The sequence below is a fragment of the Sphingomonas sp. CFBP 13603 genome, assembly GCF_014892665.1.
Lineage (GTDB): Bacteria > Pseudomonadota > Alphaproteobacteria > Sphingomonadales > Sphingomonadaceae > Sphingomonas.
Genome location: NZ_JADBIA010000019.1, coordinates 24,529 through 45,167 on the forward strand (window position 1 = coordinate 24,529; position 20,639 = coordinate 45,167).

General features: G+C 58.2%; 21 protein-coding genes and 1 pseudogene. 9 read left to right on the forward strand and 13 right to left on the reverse strand.

Features of this window, described 5'->3' with window-relative positions; all coding sequences use genetic code 11:
- The first annotated feature begins 74 nt into the window (after positions 1-74).
- The 3 genes from IFR23_RS19580 to IFR23_RS19590 all read left to right on the forward strand — a co-directional run bounded on the left by IFR23_RS19580 (position 75) and on the right by IFR23_RS19590 (position 3,202).
- A complete protein-coding gene (locus IFR23_RS19580) occupies positions 75-1,340 on the forward strand; it encodes a relaxase/mobilization nuclease domain-containing protein (protein ID WP_244655811.1) in 1,266 nt (421 codons plus the stop codon).
- A 35-nt stretch (positions 1,341-1,375) separates the two neighbouring features.
- Positions 1,376-2,428 carry a hypothetical protein gene (locus tag IFR23_RS19585; protein WP_244655812.1) on the forward strand — a complete coding sequence of 351 codons (1,053 nt, stop codon included), beginning with the start codon at positions 1,376-1,378 and terminating at the stop codon, positions 2,426-2,428.
- 114 nt (positions 2,429-2,542) lie between these two features.
- Entirely contained in the window at positions 2,543-3,202 is a 660-nt protein-coding gene (locus IFR23_RS19590) for a YoaK family protein (RefSeq protein ID WP_192977265.1), read from the forward strand.
- Positions 3,203-3,659: 457 nt separating this feature from the next.
- On the opposite strand, the gene IFR23_RS20370 is transcribed toward IFR23_RS19590, so the two are convergent.
- Positions 3,660-3,968 carry a transposase gene (locus IFR23_RS20370; RefSeq protein ID WP_342345020.1) on the reverse strand — a complete coding sequence of 103 codons (309 nt, stop codon included), beginning with the start codon at positions 3,966-3,968 and terminating at the stop codon, positions 3,660-3,662.
- Complete coding sequence (locus IFR23_RS20375) at positions 3,854-4,327, reverse strand: IS5 family transposase (RefSeq protein WP_342345018.1); 474 nt, start codon at positions 4,325-4,327, stop codon at positions 3,854-3,856. Before IFR23_RS20375 ends, IFR23_RS20370 begins: the two co-directional genes overlap by 115 nt.
- Positions 4,328-4,430: 103 nt before the next feature.
- Between IFR23_RS20375 and IFR23_RS19600 the strand changes: the two genes are divergently transcribed.
- The 3 genes from IFR23_RS19600 (at position 4,431) to IFR23_RS19610 (ending at position 8,494) form a co-directional block, all read left to right on the forward strand.
- Positions 4,431-4,697 carry a hypothetical protein gene (locus IFR23_RS19600; protein WP_192977266.1) on the forward strand — a complete coding sequence of 89 codons (267 nt, stop codon included), beginning with the start codon at positions 4,431-4,433 and terminating at the stop codon, positions 4,695-4,697.
- Positions 4,698-5,045: 348 nt separating this feature from the next.
- Positions 5,046-6,758 carry a M61 family metallopeptidase gene (locus IFR23_RS19605; protein WP_192977267.1) on the forward strand — a complete coding sequence of 571 codons (1,713 nt, stop codon included), beginning with the start codon at positions 5,046-5,048 and terminating at the stop codon, positions 6,756-6,758.
- A gap of 215 nt (positions 6,759-6,973) precedes the next feature.
- Entirely contained in the window at positions 6,974-8,494 is a 1,521-nt protein-coding gene (locus IFR23_RS19610) for a M16 family metallopeptidase (protein WP_192977268.1), read from the forward strand.
- Here IFR23_RS19610 and IFR23_RS19615 read toward each other — a convergent pair.
- The 5 genes from IFR23_RS19615 to IFR23_RS19635 all read right to left on the reverse strand — a co-directional run bounded on the left by IFR23_RS19615 (position 8,475) and on the right by IFR23_RS19635 (position 11,760).
- Positions 8,475-9,353, reverse strand: coding sequence for a hypothetical protein (locus IFR23_RS19615; RefSeq protein ID WP_192977269.1), 879 nt, complete (start codon positions 9,351-9,353; stop codon positions 8,475-8,477). The two genes, IFR23_RS19610 and IFR23_RS19615, sit on opposite strands and share 20 nt — an antisense overlap.
- A gap of 125 nt (positions 9,354-9,478) precedes the next feature.
- A complete protein-coding gene (locus tag IFR23_RS19620) occupies positions 9,479-9,877 on the reverse strand; it encodes a hypothetical protein (protein ID WP_192977270.1) in 399 nt (132 codons plus the stop codon).
- 226 nt (positions 9,878-10,103) lie between these two features.
- Complete coding sequence (locus IFR23_RS19625) at positions 10,104-10,826, reverse strand: LolA family protein (RefSeq protein ID WP_192239179.1); 723 nt, start codon at positions 10,824-10,826, stop codon at positions 10,104-10,106.
- Entirely contained in the window at positions 10,826-11,377 is a 552-nt protein-coding gene (locus tag IFR23_RS19630) for a hypothetical protein (protein WP_192239180.1), read from the reverse strand. Before IFR23_RS19630 ends, IFR23_RS19625 begins: the two co-directional genes overlap by 1 nt.
- A gap of 77 nt (positions 11,378-11,454) precedes the next feature.
- Positions 11,455-11,760, reverse strand: a complete 306-nt coding sequence (locus IFR23_RS19635; protein ID WP_192239181.1) for a PadR family transcriptional regulator — start codon at positions 11,758-11,760, stop codon at positions 11,455-11,457.
- A gap of 246 nt (positions 11,761-12,006) precedes the next feature.
- Here IFR23_RS19635 and IFR23_RS19640 point away from each other — a divergent pair, with 246 nt between their 5' ends.
- The gene (locus tag IFR23_RS19640; protein WP_192239182.1) at positions 12,007-12,465 is read left to right on the forward strand and encodes a GNAT family N-acetyltransferase; all 459 of its coding nucleotides are present in this window, start codon (positions 12,007-12,009) and stop codon (positions 12,463-12,465) included.
- A gap of 193 nt (positions 12,466-12,658) precedes the next feature.
- Complete coding sequence (locus tag IFR23_RS19645; RefSeq protein WP_192977271.1) at positions 12,659-13,294, forward strand: hypothetical protein; 636 nt, start codon at positions 12,659-12,661, stop codon at positions 13,292-13,294.
- Between the two features lie 433 nt (positions 13,295-13,727).
- Here IFR23_RS19645 and IFR23_RS20380 read toward each other — a convergent pair whose 3' ends face one another.
- The 4 genes and pseudogenes from IFR23_RS20380 to IFR23_RS20385 form a co-directional block, all read right to left on the reverse strand.
- Positions 13,728-14,222, reverse strand: a complete 495-nt coding sequence (locus tag IFR23_RS20380) for a hypothetical protein (protein WP_244655813.1) — start codon at positions 14,220-14,222, stop codon at positions 13,728-13,730.
- Between the two features lie 55 nt (positions 14,223-14,277).
- Complete coding sequence (locus IFR23_RS19650) at positions 14,278-15,024, reverse strand: hypothetical protein (RefSeq protein ID WP_244655814.1); 747 nt, start codon at positions 15,022-15,024, stop codon at positions 14,278-14,280.
- Between the two features lie 150 nt (positions 15,025-15,174).
- Positions 15,175-15,405 (reverse strand): BrnA antitoxin family protein, encoded by a 231-nt coding sequence (locus IFR23_RS19655; RefSeq protein ID WP_192977272.1) that lies wholly within the window; start codon positions 15,403-15,405, stop codon positions 15,175-15,177.
- A pseudogene (locus IFR23_RS20385) lies at positions 15,392-15,541 on the reverse strand (BrnT family toxin); the annotation flags it as partial. The gene IFR23_RS19655 and the pseudogene IFR23_RS20385, both read right to left, overlap by 14 nt.
- Before the next feature lie 1,086 nt (positions 15,542-16,627).
- Between IFR23_RS20385 and IFR23_RS19665 the strand changes: the two are divergent.
- Entirely contained in the window at positions 16,628-17,647 is a 1,020-nt protein-coding gene (locus IFR23_RS19665; RefSeq protein ID WP_192977273.1) for an IS110 family transposase, read from the forward strand.
- A gap of 308 nt (positions 17,648-17,955) precedes the next feature.
- Here the strand turns inward: IFR23_RS19665 and IFR23_RS19670 are convergent, their stop codons facing one another.
- The gene (locus IFR23_RS19670; protein WP_192977274.1) at positions 17,956-18,672 is read right to left on the reverse strand and encodes a hypothetical protein; all 717 of its coding nucleotides are present in this window, start codon (positions 18,670-18,672) and stop codon (positions 17,956-17,958) included.
- 85 nt (positions 18,673-18,757) lie between these two features.
- Positions 18,758-19,336 (reverse strand): recombinase family protein, encoded by a 579-nt coding sequence (locus IFR23_RS19675; RefSeq protein ID WP_244655815.1) that lies wholly within the window; start codon positions 19,334-19,336, stop codon positions 18,758-18,760.
- Positions 19,337-20,639 lie beyond the last annotated feature (1,303 nt).

Genomic DNA, 20,639 nt, shown 5'->3' on the forward strand with positions numbered 1-20,639 from the left:
CATCGCGCCCTAGTATCCAGGCGAAGCACGCGTTCGGGGGCGGATCGCATGGCCGGATGAGCAATCGGGCAGTAATGACTGCCGAGCGCTCATCGCGCCGTGTTCCGGAGGCGGTAGTGCGGATCACCGGGCGTCAACATGGTGGCGGCCATGTTCTCGCAAACTTCTCTTACATCAGCCGCCTGGGCCACGGCGAGGAAAGCGAACTGGGTCTTGAAACCAACGATGGCGAGGTGCTGCGCGACGGGCGAGACATGCAGTTGCTCGCCAGGGAATGGAACGACTGGGAGATGGATGGCGACGCCCGACGGAAAGGCGCGACGTCGATTTCCATGATCCTATCGATGCCCACCGGCACCGATCCAGAGCGCTTGAAGAGCGCGGCCCTCGACTTTGCACGGGACGAGTTTGCAAACCGTTCGTGGGTTGCTTCGCTCCACGTCGACCGCGAACACCCGCATGTCCACCTTACGATTGCGCGTCGGGATCATGACGGACGGCGCTTCCATCCGAACCGCGATGACCTCTTCCGTTATCGTCAGCGCTTCGCCGAAAAGCTTCGCGATCGCGGCATCGAGGCGAACGCAACGCCAGCAAAGGCCCGCGGCATCGACCCGAAACATGAGCCGATCGCCGCGGTCAAGATGCGCGAGAAGGGGCAGGTTCCGCGGATCGACAAGAGTCGTATCGCTCGGGCAGAACGCCTCCGTAAACAGGGTCTTGAAGATTCGGTTGTTGCCATGCTGGCGACGCGCCAGGCAGCGGTTCGCGCTACGTGCACTCGCGTCATTACCGAACTGTCAGCGTCGCCTTCCGCTGCCGATCAGCTCGTTGCAAAAAGCCTGGAACGGTTTGTCGCGACAATGCCGCCACCCGAACCAAACTCGGTCAGGGCGATGCGCCTCGCCCACGAGAAAGACGTGGAGCCATCTGTCTCCACGCCTGTCCGACCACCCGTTCGTATCCCGGATGTATCGGCGCCGCGCGGTGATACCGGCATCGACAGACTCCAGACGTTGCATGATCGACTGATGAAGCCGACCGTTCCGCCGAAGTCGCCTGCCGATCAGCGCGAGCGAGGTGTTGATCCGACAGACGACGTTGCAAAGCGAATCCGCGATATCGTCGGGAAGAGCCGTAGCGGCCCGGGCAACGATGAGGATCCAGACTTGGCCGGGACCTTGAGTGATCGGCTGCGAGCTATCACCGAGAGGATCAGCGGGCCTAGCGAACCCACTGATTTCATGCGTGCCCACGAGGTCATTCGGAAAGCCGAGGAGCAAAACCGCGAGCGGCTGGATCGCGCTCGAACGAAAGATAGGGGCGGGCCGAGCCGATGAGTTCCGAAGGGTCTGCGGTAGCGCTGGCGGCCCTGATGGACGCTGTGACGTTGCTCAGGGGCGAGGTCGCGGCGCTCGCCAGGAGCAACGCGCGCGTGGAGGAAGCGCAAATGGAGATACAACGTCGCCTCGACGTGCTCGATACGGGCCGGGCCCCCATAGCGAACCTATTGTCCCTCCAGGAGGCAATCCTCGCGAGGACCATCGAGGGAGACGACGCTACGCACAAGTGGCTAGGGCTGCTCACGCCGGTCTTGGACAGGATCGTCGAACAGTCCGATGGCAGCCGCGCCGCGATCGGCGCACTCCACCAGGATGTTGTCCGGATCTACGAGGTTGCCGACACAGGCCAGAGGCACACCGCTGGAATTGCCTCCGGCCTGGAGGGTGTCGCGGAGCAGTTGACCGCGGCCATCGGCGAGAGCCGCAGGAGGCAAAGCGCCGATTTCGTGACAACAGGCGAGCTGATCAGTTTCACCCGTGCGGCAGTCCTGGGCCAGCCTCTGCCGTTGCCAGTCCATATAGAAGACAATCCTATGCTGGAGCGTTTCATCCTCGCCCAGCCAGCCGACCTTACTTCAACCGACCGCGCCCTGGTCGACTGGCGGAACACGGTCGCCTCCGCCAACACGGCCGATCTCATCACGCTTCTTGAGAAGCAGCAGATGCCATCGCCAACCGACACCCCACAGACCCGCGTCCTCCGGTATCGTCTCGCCGCGATCACGCGAGCGAAGATTGAGGAGCTTGGAGCGGTGCCGCCTACGCGGCCGACCACCACACGAGCGACGGATCGATCGGCAGCGACCTGCTTTGAACGATCCCAGGAACTTGCCGAGTTATGGAGAGCCGGAGAAAGCGCAGCACTTTACGCCGAGCCTGAATTGGCCGGCGCAATCGACCTGTTCGACGCCTTGGAAAGCAGGCTAGAGCCCCTCACAGGCGACGCCGTTCAACCCGAGCTGACGATGCTTCACCGCGACTTAGCCAAACGCATAGAATTAGGCGAACGACCCGAGATAGCGGAGGGCGGCCACGCTGCGGGTTACGATCGCGCCAACGCGGTCGAGTTTAGCAAGGATCTCTAGGTGGGGTCGGTGTATAGAACGACCATAGTTACACGCTAACGATCAGCGGCGTTATCGAATTTTCATAATCACTTCGGGACGCATATATGCCTGATCGGACCGGAGGCTGCTAATTTGACACGGTACGACAAACGGTTCTGGTTTTTGGCGGCCGGTGTTTCCAGTATTGCTGGGTACGTCGACGCTACCGGTTTCCTAAAGCTGGGCGGCCTCTTCGTCTCGTTCATGAGCGGAAACTCGACCCGTCTGGCGGTTGGAACGATGATGGATCCACAGGTTTCGATCGTCGCTGGCCGCCTGATTGGCGGTTTCGTCGCTGGCGTCGTCGCAGGCACGATTGTCGCGGCTCTGGCAGGCTCACGCAGGAAGCCGGCTACGCTCGGTTTTGTCTCCGCCCTTCTTGTAGTCGCAGCGGTCATAAACACGAACGTGTCGGACGTGTGGACCACCACAGTAATGGCGGTGGCAATGGGATCAGCAAACGCCATCTTTCAACGCGACGGTGAGGTAACCATCGGCGTTACTTACATGACCGGGACGCTAGTGAAGTTTGGTCAACGTATAGCGGGGGCCTTGATGGGTGGTGCGCCATTTGCGTGGTTGCCATACCTGTTATTATGGCTGGGCCTTGTCGGCGGTGCGGTTCTCGGTACGACCGCTTATGTCTATTTCCGCTCAGCGAATATTTGGCTAGCGGTTGCCGCTTCGGGCCTGTTGGCTTTGTACGCTACGGTACTTGGCCCGGTAGAGCCCGCAGCGGGAAGGGTTAAGTAACCTGGAGCGGTAATTCCCAAAATAGCATCCTGGTGAAAACGTGTTCAACCGCTTTGTCGAATTGCACTTTCTCGCGTCTGGATTAGGCTACGCCTATGGATACCCAATAGCTGCGCATGGGAGGACCGAGAGTCTTATCGTCGATATCAACAACCGACCGAAGCCTAATCGCCGTCCATATCCGCTCTTCACCATTCCCGGCATTCCCGAATAAGCATCCAGTTTTGGGAATGTCCGGGTTGGGCAAAAGGGCAATCGGTCCGGTAACGGCATCTGTGACCCGTTACCGGACATACATTCGCTACTAGGTCACGTGCACAAAGGGCAGCCACAGCGTAACTGATGCGAGCGCGACGAAGCCGAGATATGACTCTGCTGTCTTGTCACAACGCTTTGCGACACGGCGCCAGTTTTTGAGCTTGCTGAACAAGCGTTCGAGGAGATTGCGCCAACTGTATTACTCGCAATCATGCGGGATCGGTATGCGGCGGTTACTTTTGGTTGGAATGACCGCCTCGACATCCGCCCTGAAGAGTTCCTGGCGGATGGCATCGGCGTCATAGCCCTTATCGGCAAGCAGGGCCTCGATCCGGTCAGCCAGCATCCCAAACAAGGGCCCGAAGCCCTTCACGTCGTGGGCCTGGCCCGGCGTCAGGACGAAACATAGCGGTCGCCCCTGACCATCACAGCGGGCGTGCAGCCCTTCGACAAGCTCAGGAGAGCCTTGGTTGTGAAGCCGCCTCGCGAACGGCCGAGCCCTTCGAATTCTTGATCCCTTTTTTTTAGCCCGACGGCACAGTGGTGCGCCCGGACTACGGTGCTGTCGATTATGTCGGCGCTGATATCCCGCTCGGCGACAGCGGTCAGGGTCTCCAGCATGGCTTCGAACACGCCCGTCACGACCCAGCGACGATACCGCCGGAACACACTGTTCCACTTACCATATTCATCCGGCAAATGCCGCCATTGCGCGCCTGTCCGCGCCATCCACACCATGCCTTCGAAATAGGGCCGGTTGTCTCCCGCGGGTCGGCAGCCACGTCCTCGCTCCGACGGCAGCAGGGGCCTAATCAAAGCCCACTCATCATCCGAAACCCCAATCTGCTCGCCCAATGCTGCCTCCAAAAGACAGCCTTGAATTAACCGATCAGACGCGCGTCGCCTTTGTACACGTGGCCTAGATTGGTGATCGTAACACCCCCATATTCACGTTTGAAAGGGGACAGCGATGGTCAGCATATCCAACGACGGCATCATGTCCGAGTACCTCGTGAAATATGCTCTTGTGAAAACGAGCGAGCGTGAGCGGCCGACAGAACTTCTCGAAACGCTCTATATGTCCGAGCGCTTTCAGGCTGGCGATGACCTCAAGCCCTTGAAAGATAACTACGATCATTCTGTATGGAATGGGGTTCCTGCTTCCGAAATAGACCAGCGTCTTGTCGCATTGGACAAGTTCAAGAAGGAACTTGCGCGGAATCGCGCGGCTATGTGAGGCGTGAACTAATCCATCTGCCCGGAATAGCCCCTTGGAGGTGAAATTGAACGACGATAAGATAGGTGATCGCTACCTTCTAGAGCGAGCCAAATCTGCATTGAGGGACAAGGATCAAGATCAGGCAGCGCCTATCTTATTCCAAATAGCCGAGCGTGGCGCTGCCTTGGCTAAGATGAAAGTCGCAAACGACGTTGCTTGATGACTACCAAAGTAGTGTCGCGTTGGCGTGCAGCCGTTCCCGTTTCAGCATCCCAACAGGAAATCTCCGTTCGTCTCGCTGGCCGTTCTATTTTTGGGGAAGCAGCAACATGTTGCCGAGCGCACATCAGTCGCTAGGATGGCCGAATGCGTCTGCGTTTGCTAAGCCTCGCTCTGGTATTTCTAGGCGCTGCCGCCCCGCCCGATCCCGTCTCCCAATCTGTGCAGTTCACGCTTGCGCCTGATCTGTCCGACGGTGCGCTGACCGGCCTGGAGGTTCAGATCCGCTTCCATGCCGATCCTTCAGGGACGACGAACTTTGGATGGGGTAAGGGCTGGGCGGGAGAGCGAAAGCTCTGGCAATGGGCGCGCGATCTAAAGGTGGCGGGAGCAACGGCGGTCGGGAAGAACGGGGATGGTCATTGGCGCATCAAGTCTGCGCCGGGCGAGCCGCTAACCGTCTCCTACCACATCGCATCCGCCTACGATCACGATCCAACCGTCGACGACAGCGACCAGCCACGACCGGTTATCCGGCCGACGTGGTTCTATGCGGTCGGCAATGCGCTGTTCGGCTATCCCGACAATCGCGAGAACGCGCCAGCTACGTTCGATTGGTCTAGCACACCTGGCATCGGCTTCGCTTCAGACCTCGAACACCTTGCCGGACGTGGCCGCGGGGCCGGCCGCGCCGGCACCGTGGCCGATGCACTGGAAAGCGTCGTGATCGGCGGGCGTAATCTTCGCACCTTTGCGGCCCGAGACGGATCAGGAGTAAGGGTTGCAGCCGTCGGCACTTACGCGTTTACCCCGGATGAATTGAACAGCCTTGCGCGCCGCGTGATCGCCGTCGAGCGCGCCTTCTGGAACTCGGATCGCAGTGCTCCTTTTCTTGTGACCGCAGCTCCGATTGTCGGCAGCCCGACGGCAATGGGTTTCCGCGGCACCGGACGCGGGGATGCTTTTGCGCTTTGGGTCGATCAGCGAACGCCCTTGGCGAGCATGAAATGGCTCCTTGCCCACGAATATTTCCATACGTGGAATCCGGGCCAACTCGGGGCCATGCCCGAGCGTCGGGAAGCACGGCCGGCGGATTATTGGCTCAGCGAGGGCTTTACCGACTACTATGCTCGCGCCCTGATGGTGCGCGCCGGCCTGATATCGCCTGAGGAGTTTGCGACAATCTGGAACGAGATGCTGGCTGCCTATGCCGGTTCTCCCGTCCGCTCCATGCCAGGCGTGCAGGCTGCAGCAGCCTTCTGGGACGACGAGGCGGCGCAGAAGCTACCCTATCAGCGCGGTGCGATGCTGGCGGCGATATGGAACGCGCGGTTGCGGTCAGCGAGCCAAGGTGCGGTGAACCTGGATACGGTGCTGCACGCTCAGATCGCTGCGGCGCGGTCTTCGAAGGAGCAGGCGACCTTCCTGTTCAAGTCGCTAGTCCGTCAGAAGGAAATGAGCATCGTTGCCGATGCGAACCGATACCTCGCGAAAGGCGAGCCGATCCTGCTGCCGGCCGATACGTTCGGACCATGTGCCACCATCGTTACCGAACAACGCCCATCCTTTTCGCGAGGCTTCGACGCGGACGCTACTGCCAACATCGGCAACGTCGCGACCGGCGTGGATCCGCTGTTGCCGGCATATGCGGCAGGGTTGCGGAATGGCATGAGGATACTCGAGCGAACGGAAGGCCAGCCGGACAACGCGTTGGTGCCTTATGCATTGCTAGTAGAGGATAGGGGTAAACAGCGTACGATCCGGTATCTGCCGCAGGGACGGGAGGGGCACACGGTGCAGCAGGTCCACATCACGAACGCGATAAGTCCAGAATGCTCACGGACTCTCAGCGGCTTGTAGAGCACGGTTGGCGCTTCAAGATCGGCTTCGGCCGTTTTCCCGCTTGCGATATCACGAGAATGCCCCGGGCGTCTCGCTGGCCGTTCCTTGATGGCAATGCCGATCAGGCTCCTGACACAAGGCGGCAGCCACCATTCTGCCTCAAAATGATGTCCATCTACGACCTGCCTATTAGCGATCGCATCAGCGGCGATCGGTAGGGTCGAGGAGCGTTCATGCGAAATAGCGGCAAAGCGGCAATAATCTCGATCCTTACTCCCTTATTCGCCTTTTCGTCTTCCGGATTGGCTCAGGATAGGGCGCGAGCTACTGATGAAAACAGTGCGAGACCCGCGGTTGGCCGGTCTTCCGATTGGCGCACTCCGCTTATCGGACGTCTTGCGAACGGCGTGCGGTTTGCGATCCTGCCCCGAAAAGGCAACGATCCTGGCGTCGGCCTGCTCATGCGAAATGAAGGCGGGTTCATTGCCGAGCACCGCGCCGGAGAGCGGGGATTGGCACATCTTATCGAGCATATCGCGTTCCACAGCCCCACCACCGCTGCCCCGGACGATCTTGACCACCTGAAGCGTATTGGTTTGCCGCTGACCTTCCCGGCAGCAAATGCGGGTTCTACGTCGTGGCGAGAAACAAATTACTACCTTTCAACCAAAACAACGGCTTCGAGTGATCTTGACGCACTGCTGACCCTGCTCAAGGACGCCGCATCGGGCATGAACCTACGCACGGATGCCGTTGATACCTCCCGCGGCGAAGTCGTTCGGGAGATGGCAGACAAGAAGCTCGGTAACCAGATTTACGCCAGTTACATCGGGCAGGTCGCGCCTGGCTCGCCCAACGACGTGATAGATGCGCAGAATTCGGATGATGTGCCCATCGCCAGCATCACCACCATTCGTGGGTTGTACCGGCGCCTGTACCGGCCTGCGAATATGATGATCGTCATCGTCGGAAATGTGAAGGTGGATGAAGTTCGGTCATTGATCGAAAGGCGTTTTGGAGACTGGAAGCCCATCGGCCCGCCCTCTCGTAAAACGCCATTCCCGGTATTCCAGCCTAACCGCATCCATCCGATCAGCTTTTCTGCTCTTCCAGAGGGGCGTCGGACCGCGTTCATGACGGTCGTTATGCCGACACCTAGACCGCCTTCGTCCCGCGCTATTCAGGCGCGGGCGGAAATTATGGACTTGCTTGTAACGCGCGCGATCAACGATCGGCTCGCGGCTCTGCAGCCTAGTAGCTCACCGGGGAAGGTAGGTATATTCATCGAGAATGGCGAGCAAGGTCACCGTCAGATCATGCTCTGGGACAACTTTGTCGAGGACCGGTGGAAACCGGCGGTTGCAGGTTTGCGGAATTCCGCGTGCGACCTAGTCACCAAAGGATTCACAACGAAGGAATGGGCGGCAGCCAAGCAGAACCTGGTCGTCGATCTGGAGCATCAAGTAGCGGAGATGCCAATGGCCGCGAACGTAGAGATAGCCAAAGACCTGTCCCACGCGCTTGCCGATGGTCGCCACCTGATCCCGCCTGATGAACTCCTCCGTTACGCTCGAACGATGCTGCCTCAAATAGACGGACGCTCGGGAGGCGAATGGTGGCGTCAACAATGGAGCAGCGGTACGGGACACCTACGGGTAGAGGCTCCGGAGCTGGCCCGGATAGAAAATACTTTATCTGCAATTCGGAGTGCAGCAAACGGGCCATCCACAATCCCTACCTGCAAGTATCTATAGATAGGCAAATACGAACCTCAGGTTTGTTGAAAGACTCAGACTTTTTATCTACTCTACGAACATAAAACGTGGTTGATGTTTTCATTCGAATAGTTAGTGCAGTTGCACGGATGGTGTTTCTATCAGGCATAAGCTGCATTGTTAGGACGGCATCACGCCTCCCATTTGCTGATAAGTCAGTTTCAACGATTGTGTCGGGCCGCGGCCGTGTAATCTGCGCACGCGCGCCAGAATTGTCGCCGTCAATCTTAACCGATTTACCTCCGATGGTCGCATTGTAGCCGGTCCCAACATCTGTTCGCCAGCTGAACCGGTTGCCGTCCAACTTCATTATCCAATCGTTTTTGGAGTCGGCTGTTACACTAACGCGCTTCCATCTGCCGGTGATCAGATGAGCACCCTTCGTCAGTGGACCGATGCGGCGCATCACAGTTTCACTGGTAACCGCTTGACCACTCGGACTCGTAAAGCTGGCTACGTGCCATGTCAGAGTGTTTCCATCGGAAGAAACTACATACTCGACGGTGTATGCCAGTTTCGCATGGACCTTGTCGACCTCCTTGATGACGTGGTCGTTTTCGATGAATATTGACTGTTCATCGACGTACCCACTTCCGGATACACGATGCAATTGACCATCTGCCTTTACAGCCTCATTTTCGTCCCGCTTGAAGTTCCCACCGGTCAACACGAATGTCGTCGGCGGAGCGTTACCTTTGAGCGATGCGGTGTCTATACGCCATCGCCCATTGAACGAGCGATCGGGCGAGGCTGCCACACCACTCGTACAAACCAAGACGGCTGCGAATGCATTGAGAATCGCTCCGTTCAACAGGAGCGCATAAGTACGCTTGTTCAATGATATTCTCCCTTAGAGAAATAATTCCAGATCAACGATATCCGACATCGATGTATCTACAATGCTGTACCGGTGGGACATGAGTTGCAGTCGATCACGGTCTCGAACTATCCAAATCGGTCCATTTAGGGTCCCTGCTCGCCCATGATTTCGCGCAAGTCGATGATCGTCAGGCCGTACCGTCCAAGCGGCAGTATCAGGGCAACGTTTACACCGGGTCGGATTGCGACACGATCAACTGAACCGAAGTGACTGCTTCGGCGACAGACCTCAATTACACGCCATCCCTTTATCGGACGCAACGTGAGAGGGATATCGACGACCTGATCGCCCGTCTCCTGCCGCCATGGCGGTCGACCGCGCGTGAAGCGCTCGCATGGATGATCGACGACCAGATCAAACGTCCCGGCTGGCTGAGCCGATGGTAATGCCGACAGGTGAACGGTGCCGCTGCCTCCGCGGCACGTCGTCTGCGAAACGGTCAACGGGTCGATGCCGGTTTTCTCCTTGAACCGTGCCGCCATCCACATGGTGCCATCAGCTCGGCGAACTTCTGCCGCGTATGCAAAGACGCATAACGCTTTCCTCAAATCTTGATGCTACCATGATCGGTGTAGTGGCCATTCGTCTAGACATCACCGCCGTCCCAATTCGCTGACGGAAAGCTGCCTTCCGTCAAACCACGATATTCCCGAAACTCGATTTCAAGCTGGAACGCTGGTCAGGAGCTAGGGCAAGAGCCTGGGTGTCCTAAGGCGCGGTCGGGGAAGCAAAGATGGCCGGATCGATCCGCCCACATTGGAACGAAGCAACGGTTCCCTGATCCATGACTGAACCATCAGGTCCGAAAACGTCCAGACGATAAGCGACCATCAGCCCGCCCGCGCCACGACGGTAGTCACTGGCCTCAACTCTGACGGCGGGCGTCCCCTGGGTATCGACGACGCGCTGAATGAGATGGGTGCGGCTATCGAACCAGACCTCAAGAGGGCGGCCGCCCTTTGGCGTGATTTCGACGATATCTAACCGCCGCTTATCTTCTGCTGCTGTCCGGACAAACTTGAAGGTGGCCGGGAAACGATTGGGAAAGAAGAAGCCGTTGATGCTGAGGTAGTTGGTTACGATCGCCTCTTGCAGCGACGCCGGATCCGACCCGATATCCGTCTTGCCGGGACCGGCCGTCTGCCATCTTACCTTACCATTGAACCCCATCGAACGAACCTTGCCGCCCCGATCGCCATCTGTTCGCATGCCGTACTCGCGCAGACTGAACCGGGTCAGGTAGGTGATGGCACCGCTGGCATGGGTCCCACGTTCGATGCAGCCCTGTGGCTTGTCCCACGCGACACCACCTGTCGCGCGCTTCGACGCCGCGACGATCATTTCGGCATTTGGTGTAGCGGTGCGGGCCTCGCTAATCCCAGCGACGGCAGGACAAAGCGTCAGCGCTATGATGGTGCGTACCGAGGGCATTATGAGCTCTCCTGAAAACGCCGGTGCCGGCGATGGAGCCAAACGAGCAGCACTGGCACTGCAACAGCCTGCATAAGCAGCGCATGGAACTCCGAAGGTACGCCCGCGTCATTCGGAATGATCGATAGCTGGATGGCAACGGCGATGCCGGCGATCAGGCAAGCAGTACACCAAGCTGTAGCGAACAGGCGAAATTGCCCGCGGCTTAGAAACCAAGCTGTCGTGAGTTGGACAATCCCGAGCGCAAGAAAGCAACTGACCACGATTGGGCGAGCGGTTTCATAGTTGGCTATGATCGTTGACGACGCTCCGTTGCGAAGAAGGGCCTCCAACATCCCGTCGTGCCCGCCAAACAGGACGGCCACTCCATGAGCCGCGCAGACAAGCTGGACCACGGCATAGAGCGCAGTGACCACGGCAATCGTCCAGAGGGTAGCCATAATATGCGTGTCAGCGTCGCACGCGCGCTCACGCAGGGCCGCAACGAGGCATCCGCTCGCGAAGTTCAACGCCGCCCGATTATCGTCCGCATGCGACAATTCGGCAATCATGGCATCGGCCCATAACCGCCTGCTAGCGGGGAGCAGGCGGGTTGCGACGTTACACAAGATAAGCGGAAGGCGGTCCGTCATGCCGGTACCGGCGTGCGCCCAACCTGCGCGCTGGCAGTGGCATCGATGTTGGCCGAGGCGAAGGCAACGCCTGTTTGGGTAAGTCGATAGGCATGCCGTGGCGGCGCGCCGGGGCGGTCGGACTCGTGCCAAGCAGATTCAAGCAGCCCCTTGTCCGCAAGGCGCATCAGCACTGGATACAGCGTGCCTGATTGCAGACCGATTTCCTTGGTCAGATCGTAGCCATATCGCCACTCGGTAGCCCGAACCAAGAGCGCCCGAAGCACGAGGATCGTCTGTGGAGAGGGTCGGCGCTGACGCATTCCATAACTCTACATATATGGATTATGACGTCAATTGTTTGTTGTTGTCTGTCGAATACTCTTTCCCAATTCCGATCCGGGCAGCTTTCGGGAAGGCCGGCGCGTTCTCTTTTTCCGATCGATTGTGAGAACACTCACGCGGTCTCGGTCGTCCTTTTTAATCGGGAAGGTGAGGGCCGTATTGCGGTCAGGTGATGGGAGCGGCATTTTGGATGCAAATGGAACGCCTCTTTTGGGGGAACAGCAATGGAAACGCGCGCCGCATCGGCAGATGATGCCGAGGGAATGGGCCAGGTGCTTCGGGAGATCATCGAACATACCGGCCGTGAGCGACCGAACGACGTTGATTTTGTGATGGGTCGCTACATCGCCGATCCTACAAGCATACGCTGCACCGTTGCCATCGGCGGATCAGGGAATATCGTCGGCTTTCAGTCATTGAAGAAGGCCGTTGCGGGCAACCCATATGATACACCGGAGGGATGGGGCATCATCGGGACCCATATCAGCCCCAAGGCGCATCGACAGGGCGTCGGCAAGCTTTTGTTTTCAGCTACGAGCGAGGCCGCACGCGAAGCCGGTCTAGAAAAGATCGACGCCTACATCGGGGCCGACAATACATCCGGCCTGAAATACTATGAAGCTATGGGTTTCCGTACCTACCGGACGCCCGATGGAATTGTGCAGAAGGTCCACGACGTCTAGTTTAATCGATCGTTCCGCGTAGCGAGAGCATTTCCCGACTAACCATCTTAATCGAGAACGTGACGACCTTCTCGATTGCCGTTCCAAATGGAAAAGGCAGTCTGTCAGGGCGGTCTCGGATTTGCGAATGAAGGAGACGGTACAGCGCCTAAGCGCTTACGGCTCATTTAGCATTCGGCACTAAATCGGGATCATGTCACTCTCCAACCTCCCCGGTGTCGGGTTGCCGAGCCGCCAGCGTCTTACACTAACCGAACGCATCGTGTTCGGGCTCTATGCAGCGGTATTCTGTCTGTGGGTGTTCGACATCAATGCGGCTGATACTGCTCTGGTCACGCCGATCAACGGGCGCTTCCTTGGCGGGGTGACTTGGCTTGGCGCGTTTCTTGGAGTCATGCTCGGCTGGTTCGTCGTCCGCTACTCTACGCGAACGCGAGCGGAGGCGTCACTCCGACGAAAGGCTATCATGGCCACGCTGGTGCTTGTTACGTTCGGGACGTTCTACGCGGTCATTTTCGAGCATGTCGCGTGGCGCGCAGCCAACATGCGAGCCTTTGCGGATAGTAGCTCCCCGATTACCTGGGCGCACTTTCCGATCGTCTCATATCGTATGCGCAAATCGCAGCCTGTTGTTTTGATCGACAGGCGGGGGGAGGAACGCCCGATCCCGATCTCACTAGCCGACTATCAATTGCTGGAGGCCACGGCCCACTCGTCCCGTTACTGTCTCAACCTACAACGTCAGCAGGTCGGAAGCGCCGTTCGCGTTTTTCGCCCTTCGGGTGCCACGCCTAACGTTATCCCGGTAGAAGCTTGGGTTCCCAGCTAAGGTAAGACCGAAGGGTGTGACACCGCATACAGATGGCAATTTGTTTTCGGATCAGACAGGTCGGGGGGCGGCTGTTTCTCAAAATACCATCGAGTTTCGGGAATGAACATGCCGATTGGGGTTGGGTCGTCACTAATTAACGCAGTACTGTGTCGGTAAGCCTTTATCTAGGATCGTCATGCAGCCCACTCGCGTGCGAGCTTGGCATGTGCCTACCACTCGTGGCTTCTCTCCACGCACCCAATGGTAGTCGTCGGGTAACGTGCACTCGCCGGCACAATCAGACTTGGCGGTGCAAATCTTACCGGCGTCCACAAACGGTTGATCACAGAACCAACGCCGCCCATCCGTTCCATATGAGCGGAGAACTCCGCCGCTGGTGGTGCAAGCTGCCTGACGATCAACATTGCCGATTTGCGGCTCCATTGCATAGCTAGCCACAGCGATACCGAAAGCCGCGCCGATAGAGCCACATACAATCCAGTTCATCGAATGATGATAACAGCCGCGCGATTGTCCGCAACCAGGGCGTTACCCTAACCCAGCCAGCTTGACGCCGATCGAGAAAGTCAGGGCTCCCCCTAAAGGATGCGTATTCGAGAATGCCGGGCCTGATGAAGAGCGGATACACACCGACAGCCTCGCCGGTCGGAAGTGGCTCGGCGAACACCGTGTAATCGATCGGAGTCGCGATCTGCGACCGCGCGGCTTTCGCCGTTGGTGCGCTCAGCCGCGGTTTGTTCGACAGGCCGCCAAGCAACGAACTGCGTCCGCTCGGGCGGGTGAGCAGCGAGCCCGTGCGCGTGATGGGCGCGGTCGCGGGCGGAGCGGCCTTCGCGGCGATTACCGCGAGCGCATCGGCGAGCGTAGCGCAGCGGATCAGCTCGGCAGGCGTGCCGGTCCACTTCTCCAGCACCATGATTTTCACGGTCTGGCTGGTGCCGTGCTTGGAATAGGCGTTCGCGGCAGTTCAAGGTGCAGCGTCAGCGTGCAGCCTTCGGTTGCCTTGGCCCAGGCGCGGCTCGACGTGTCGACGCGATCGGGCGGGATGGCAGCGCAGCGGCCGCCTGGCGCAAGGCGCATGAGCGCGGCCCGAAGGCGAGGGGATCGGCGTGGCGGCCGACGCTGCGCGAGAACGGGGGATTGATAAGAACGGCTGTGGGCCGGATGTTTGGTGCGAGGAGATCGTGAATCAGCTCGCCATCGTGGCGCGTGACAGCGACGCCGGGGAAGGCCGCTGCGAGCATCTCGGCGCGGACCGGATCGATCTCGTTGAGGACGAGGCGGGCACCGGTGCGGTGCGCGAAGGCGGCGAGCAGGCCGGTGCCGGCAGATGGTTCAAGGACCAAATCCGTGGACGCGATTGTGCCAGCGAGCGCAGCGAGGTAGGCGATCCGGGCGGGGGTCGAGAATTGCTGAAGTTCGATTTGCTCCTGGCTGCGGACAGTATGCGTAGGAAGGCCGGCGATCAGCTCGGTCAGCGCGGCGAGGCAATCGCCCGGGGTGGACGGCAGGTCCGCCTTCGCGAGGTACACGACCTCGGCGAGTTCGAGCATGTCGTAGGCGTCGCGAAGTGACCAGCGACCGTCGGCCGAGGATCCGCCATAGGCTTGCTCCATGACCCACAGCAGCGTGTCGCGTTGAAACGATCCGTTTCTGGTGATGGTGTCGGCGACCGCGATCGAGGGCTTGGTGAAATCAAGTTCGAGAGCTGCGGTTGAGGCGCGCATCGGGGGCTTCCTTCTTGTCGCCCGGTGCTCATCACCGGATCAACAAGCCGAAGGCTCCCTCTCCTCTGCCTGCGCTTATGCGCAGGTTCGCCCGGTCATGAACGAGAAACTCCGTGCCTTACCATGCCAGAGGGCGCGCCGAATCCGCCCTCAAATTTGTCCGGCCGTCACCATTTTTTCCAACAAAGCATTCACACGGGTCTGCCACCCGGGGCCGCTACCCCGCAAATACTCGACCGTCTTCGCATCGAGACGGATTTTGACTTCCACCTTGGGGGTTTCCAGTTTCGGTCGCCCGCGCGAGGACGACTTCATTCCGGCCATGAACGCTGTGTCCATCGGCGGGTTGTCTTCGTTAATCTCCGGGTCAAACTTGGCCATGATAAAACCTCACTTCGTGTTTTTCTGCCGGGCGCAGGCTAATGGCGCGAACCGCGTCGTCATGGGAGCCTTCGGTAAAAGCCAGCACATGCAGGCGACCACCGATCATCCCCAAGGCCACAAAGCGGTCCTCTCCGTAATCGAAGCGACCGTCCTCGCGCTCGAATGCCGTGTCCCAATCAAATCCTTTCGTAGCTCGTCAGGACACGCCGTGCTTGGCGATATTCCCAGCTTCCTTGGCGTGATCGAACTCGATTTCCATTGTAATTTCGTACACCCATAAAATAGGCGACACAAACTTATTGTACACCCGTTAATGGGCTTGAAGCAGGATCGTGCCGGTTATGACCGTGGCTCCACTTTGGGGTGACTGCACGAAAGTGACCCCAAGGACGCCAGCGCTTAGGGTGGCATTCCGCCTCAGCCGGAACCGACCCCTACCTGGCGATCGTGTCGGCAACCGCCCTGGCGGCGGTGATCTACGGTTCGGTGAAATCGAGTTCGAGAGCTGCGGCTGAGGTACGCATCGAGGGCCTCCGTTATGTCGACCGGTGCTCATCACCGGATCAACAAGGCCGAAGGCTGCCTCTCCTCTCAATACAAGGTGCTGGGATCCGCCTTGCGATCATAGATTTGGATGACGGCATCCGATTGAAGCAGCTCGGGAATGACGACGCCTACCCCCCTTGCCAGACGAAGTCGGTGCCAGTTCAACGACGTGATAGTCCCCGGGATGTCGACGGAAATGGAGCCACCGCGCGAAGCGTTCAGCTATGGTGCTGCGGTCCTGCTCGACGGCGCGTCTAGCGCGGCGATTGCGCTTGCGGCTTCGCTCAAAGCGCGGTCGAGGTCACTTATAGACATACCGTTCAGATACATGGGAAAGAACTGGGTCGCCTTGAGCACGTCCGTGACCCAAGGTCGAGCCCGTCAACAAAGGCCTCGATGAACCTGACCGGATTATCCGGTCCGACATAATCATCCACCGCTTCGGGCAGCAGAAGGAGCTGCGAGCGGTCCGTTCCAGGCAGATGCGCCATGCCACAAACATACCATGCGCCGCGATCCACGGGAATCCTCAGACCGAGTTCTCACACATGGGGTAATCGCGGGAGCGAGTCGCCCAAGGTATTCGCGAGGATGCCGGGTGGCTGTTCCCCGATAAGATGCAAGTACGGGCTCACGACCGGAGTCGGGCCCAAACATCTGATGGAGAACAGCCATGGACGAGTATATCGGTCTTGACGTCTCGATGAAAGAGACCGCGGTATCTATTCGGCGCGAGGGCAAGCGTGTCTGGCGCGGCAAGTGCGCCTCGGACCCGCAGGCCCTCGCAGCGTTGATCCGCAAGCATGCGCCGGCGGCCAAGCGCGTAGTGTTCGAGACCGGGCCGCTGTCGGTGTGGTTCTTCCACGCGCTGACAGCCGAAGGTCTGCCTGCGATCTGCATCGATGCCCGTCACGCCAAGGCCGCGCTCGACATGGCACCGAACAAGACCGACGCGAACGACGCCGACGGCTTGGCGCAACTGGCCGAGGTCGGCTTCTACCGGGAGGTCCGCGTGAAGAGCTATGACAGCATGCTGTCGCGAACCCTGATTTCGTCACGCACACGGCTGGTCAGGATCGGAACGGAACTGTCGAACCAGATCCGCGGGCTGATGAAGACGTTCGGCCTGCTCGTACCATCGACCAAGGGGGGGCGCTTCGATGATCAGGTCCGCCGCCTGCTCGCTGATAATGAGGCACTGGCGCGCATCATCCTGCCGGTACTCGAAGCCTGGCGCAGCGTCCGCCTGCGTGCAGCCGAATTGGGCCGGCAGATCCTCGCCAACGCTCGGCAAAGTACGGATTGCCAGCTCCTGATGTCGATACCGGGAGTAGGCGCGATCACGGCGAGCTCGTACGTTGCGGCGATCGAGGATCCGGCGAACTTCAAAAAGTCGCGATCGGTCGGCGCCTGGTTTGGGCTCACGACGCGACGCTACCAGTCCGGCGAGGTCGACTATGATGGCCATATCTCAAGGCGCGGCGACGCCCATATGCGCGGGCTCCTCTACGAGGCGGCCACGGTCCTCCTGACGCGGACCCGAGGGGAGAGCGACCTGAGGACCTGGGGGCTCAAACTCAGGGAGAAGCTCGGGTTCAAACGCGCCGCCATCGCGGTAGCCCGCAAGCTTGCCGTCATCATGCATGCAATGCTGAAGTCCGGCGAACTCTTCAACAAGACCGCCGCTGCCTGAACCATTTTACCGGTTGCGCCTGACATGAAGGCACAATGAGACGTCCCTGCCAGGACGTGGAGCGAACCATTCCGTGCAGACTGTTGCACCGTCAGGCTCTGCCCGTCGCGTGCGTTTCGCACATCGGAAGGTTCACCCTGCGAAGCCCCATCATGCGGCGACCCGTATCGACCGCGAAGACGACCGTGCTCCTGGTATACGAACTCACCGCCAAAATGACTTGCACTATCGGCCGCTATTAGACGACAGTCTGCACAAGTTCTGCATCAAATTTTAGCGCGTAGACGGACCGGCAGCGGCCCGAACCTTCAATTAGGTGCACGTGCCGCATAAAGAAACGTGCTTTCTGCCGGAAGGCGTACGATTGTACCGATGTGACCTCCGTAGGAAACGTTTACGCTCTTTCCTACAGCGCTGATGGATACAATATCTCTTTTTACAATGCCTTCATCGATCGCTTGATTGTATGGGTTTACCGTTGCAATTATTTGCATCTTATCTTTAGGCATTATCTTAAACATAAATGCTTCAGATAGGCTTCGTGAGTAAACCTGCTTTAAAAAGAACTCGCTAAATTTTGATGAGTTAGACTCTATATTATTTAGAGGAAGCGCAATATCTTTTGCCATTGCAATGGCTTCACGGCGGACGCGTTCGCGCCAATACACTTCATCGGACGACTGTGTTGCTATGTTGTTTTGAGCGATAGCGACGGTTTCGTGGGCGCCGGACGTCGCTGGCAGGGGGGCGTCTTGGCCAATTAGGGCGATCAGGCAGATGACAGCAATCATGCTCGGTCCTTTTGGAATGCTCATTGCCCATGCAGAGGGCACCGCGACGCCGCTGTCTTGAGATTGGTTTGTGCCGCCCGAAAGGTCCAAAATATGGGGTACCAGCAATTGGTCCTCCTCAGCGCCTGCCAGAAGCCGCGCTGCGGCCAACGATGACGATACGCCTAGTTTGGCACGTGCCATCTTCAGCCGCTTCTCTACAGCGTGTACCGATATACCGAGATCGTTCGCCATCTCCTTGGCCGTTTGAGGAAGCAAACGACGACGCAGACATTCCTTTTCGTTGGCAGTTAACCTCGCGAGAGCAGGCCCGCCTTGCTCACCGGCTCGCATGTGGCATCATTTCCTCAAAAGCTGAGATATCGTTGCTCGATCCAACCCCAAGCAGTGCTGCGACGGTGCGTTGGGTATCCCCAGCCGCAAGGCGTTGTAGCGCCTCGGCCTCCTGGTAAGGGGTAAGGGCGGCACGTCGGCCTAACTTCACGCCACGTGCCTTGGCTTGGACCCTATCGGTGCGTTCGGTAATACGATGGCGCTCGTGGCTAGCCGCCACGCCCAACGCGGCAATGATGACCTCTGCGAACTGGGAAGTGGTGTCCACCATCGGCTCTGCGATCGAGCAAAAGCCGGCACCGGCTTCCTTTACCGCATGCAGGATATTTAACAGATCACGGGTGTTGCGGGCGAGGCGATCGGTGGACGTCACCATCAGCACGTCGCCGGCATCGAGCGCGCCGACTTCGCGCTTGAGTTGCGGACGCTCGGCCGTACCGCCGCTGACCTTCTTCTGATAGATCTTCGTGCAGCCGGCCGCGCCTAGTTGGGCGAGCTGCTGTGCCGGGTTTTGGCCGGTGGATGAGACGCGTGCGTAGCCGTAAATCATGCGCTGGTTGTGCATTGGATTTATGCATCACGGAAGTGCCAGCTTTTGTACGGTTTTTCAGTTGATACGAAGCTTGTGATTTCACATCACAAACGGCGCCAAGTAGCAGTTAGGCGACTGGGCGCTTTCGCGTACAAGGCTTTATATTTCCGTAGTGGGTAAGGGTGGTTTCATGTTTCTTACAGGAATTGCGGCCACTCTAGTCCTATCGGGACCTAGCGTAAAGGCCATACCTACGTCGCCAGCAATGTGCTCGCTTTTACAGACTGCCTATTCGGCTTTCGAGCGCGATAATCGGGTCATCTACCCTCCGATCATTAAAGCGGCTCCGTACGAAATGTCGGACATGAGTAAAATCGTCGCAAGCTACCGAGAAGCAATGAAGCTAACCGATGGCGAGTTCGAAGATTTGAGGACGATGCAGATTACTTCACCACATGGTCCTTTCATTCCTTCTTGCCCTTGGAAGGGGCAGGCGGAAGTGGCAGAGGTAGGGGATGAGAACTGGGGGTCGTTCTCACACCCCGTAATATCTTCGGACGGCCATCTTGCGCTTGTCGAAGTATCTTCGGGGAATAGCTTTTCTGCTTATGCCCTCCTTTGCATCATGCGGCTTAATTTAAAGACATGGTCCGCCCGCTGCTTGACCTCGTGGAGCGTCAGATAGCGAGGAATCATTTTTTTCCCTATCCTAGTTATCGACATACTCACCTAACCTGATACAAACTTTTGATTTTTGCGTCTGGAATGGCCGGAGTGGAAGAAAAGCGGTCCGGTTGCTTTCGAGCTGTAGCCCTAACTTTGTCTTCCTCATATATTTGCGACTAATCTTCTTGACTGCTAGCGCCGTGTGGAGTCATCCTTGGTGTGACTTGCGTGAACAAACGCCGCCAATCGGGATCATCCCAGCAATTAAGTTGAGCCTAAATGCATCGGCCAGAATTAGAACAGTTATTCATATTTATAGTAGGCATTACAGTTGCTGTATTTAACATAAAGAAAGGTTTCAGAACTGGATATGTCAACCTGACGATATTATACGTCAACGATAGATGGTTATTCTCCCGTGACGAGCAGACGTTTTTGTTTTGGTTTACCGTCGCATTCGATGCATTCATGATAATTGTATGCATATGGTTGAGCATTAAGTTACTGCCGTAAATAATGCGGGATATGATTAGCAATGCCGCCGGTATTATACGGGCCGTCCGCGTTTGAACGGAAGCGGAGTGTCCGAATTGGGAGGTGGGTTCAACGGGTGGCTGCAACACGCTGGGCGAACATTTCAGCCGGTGTCTGATACATCAAGGTCTTTCTG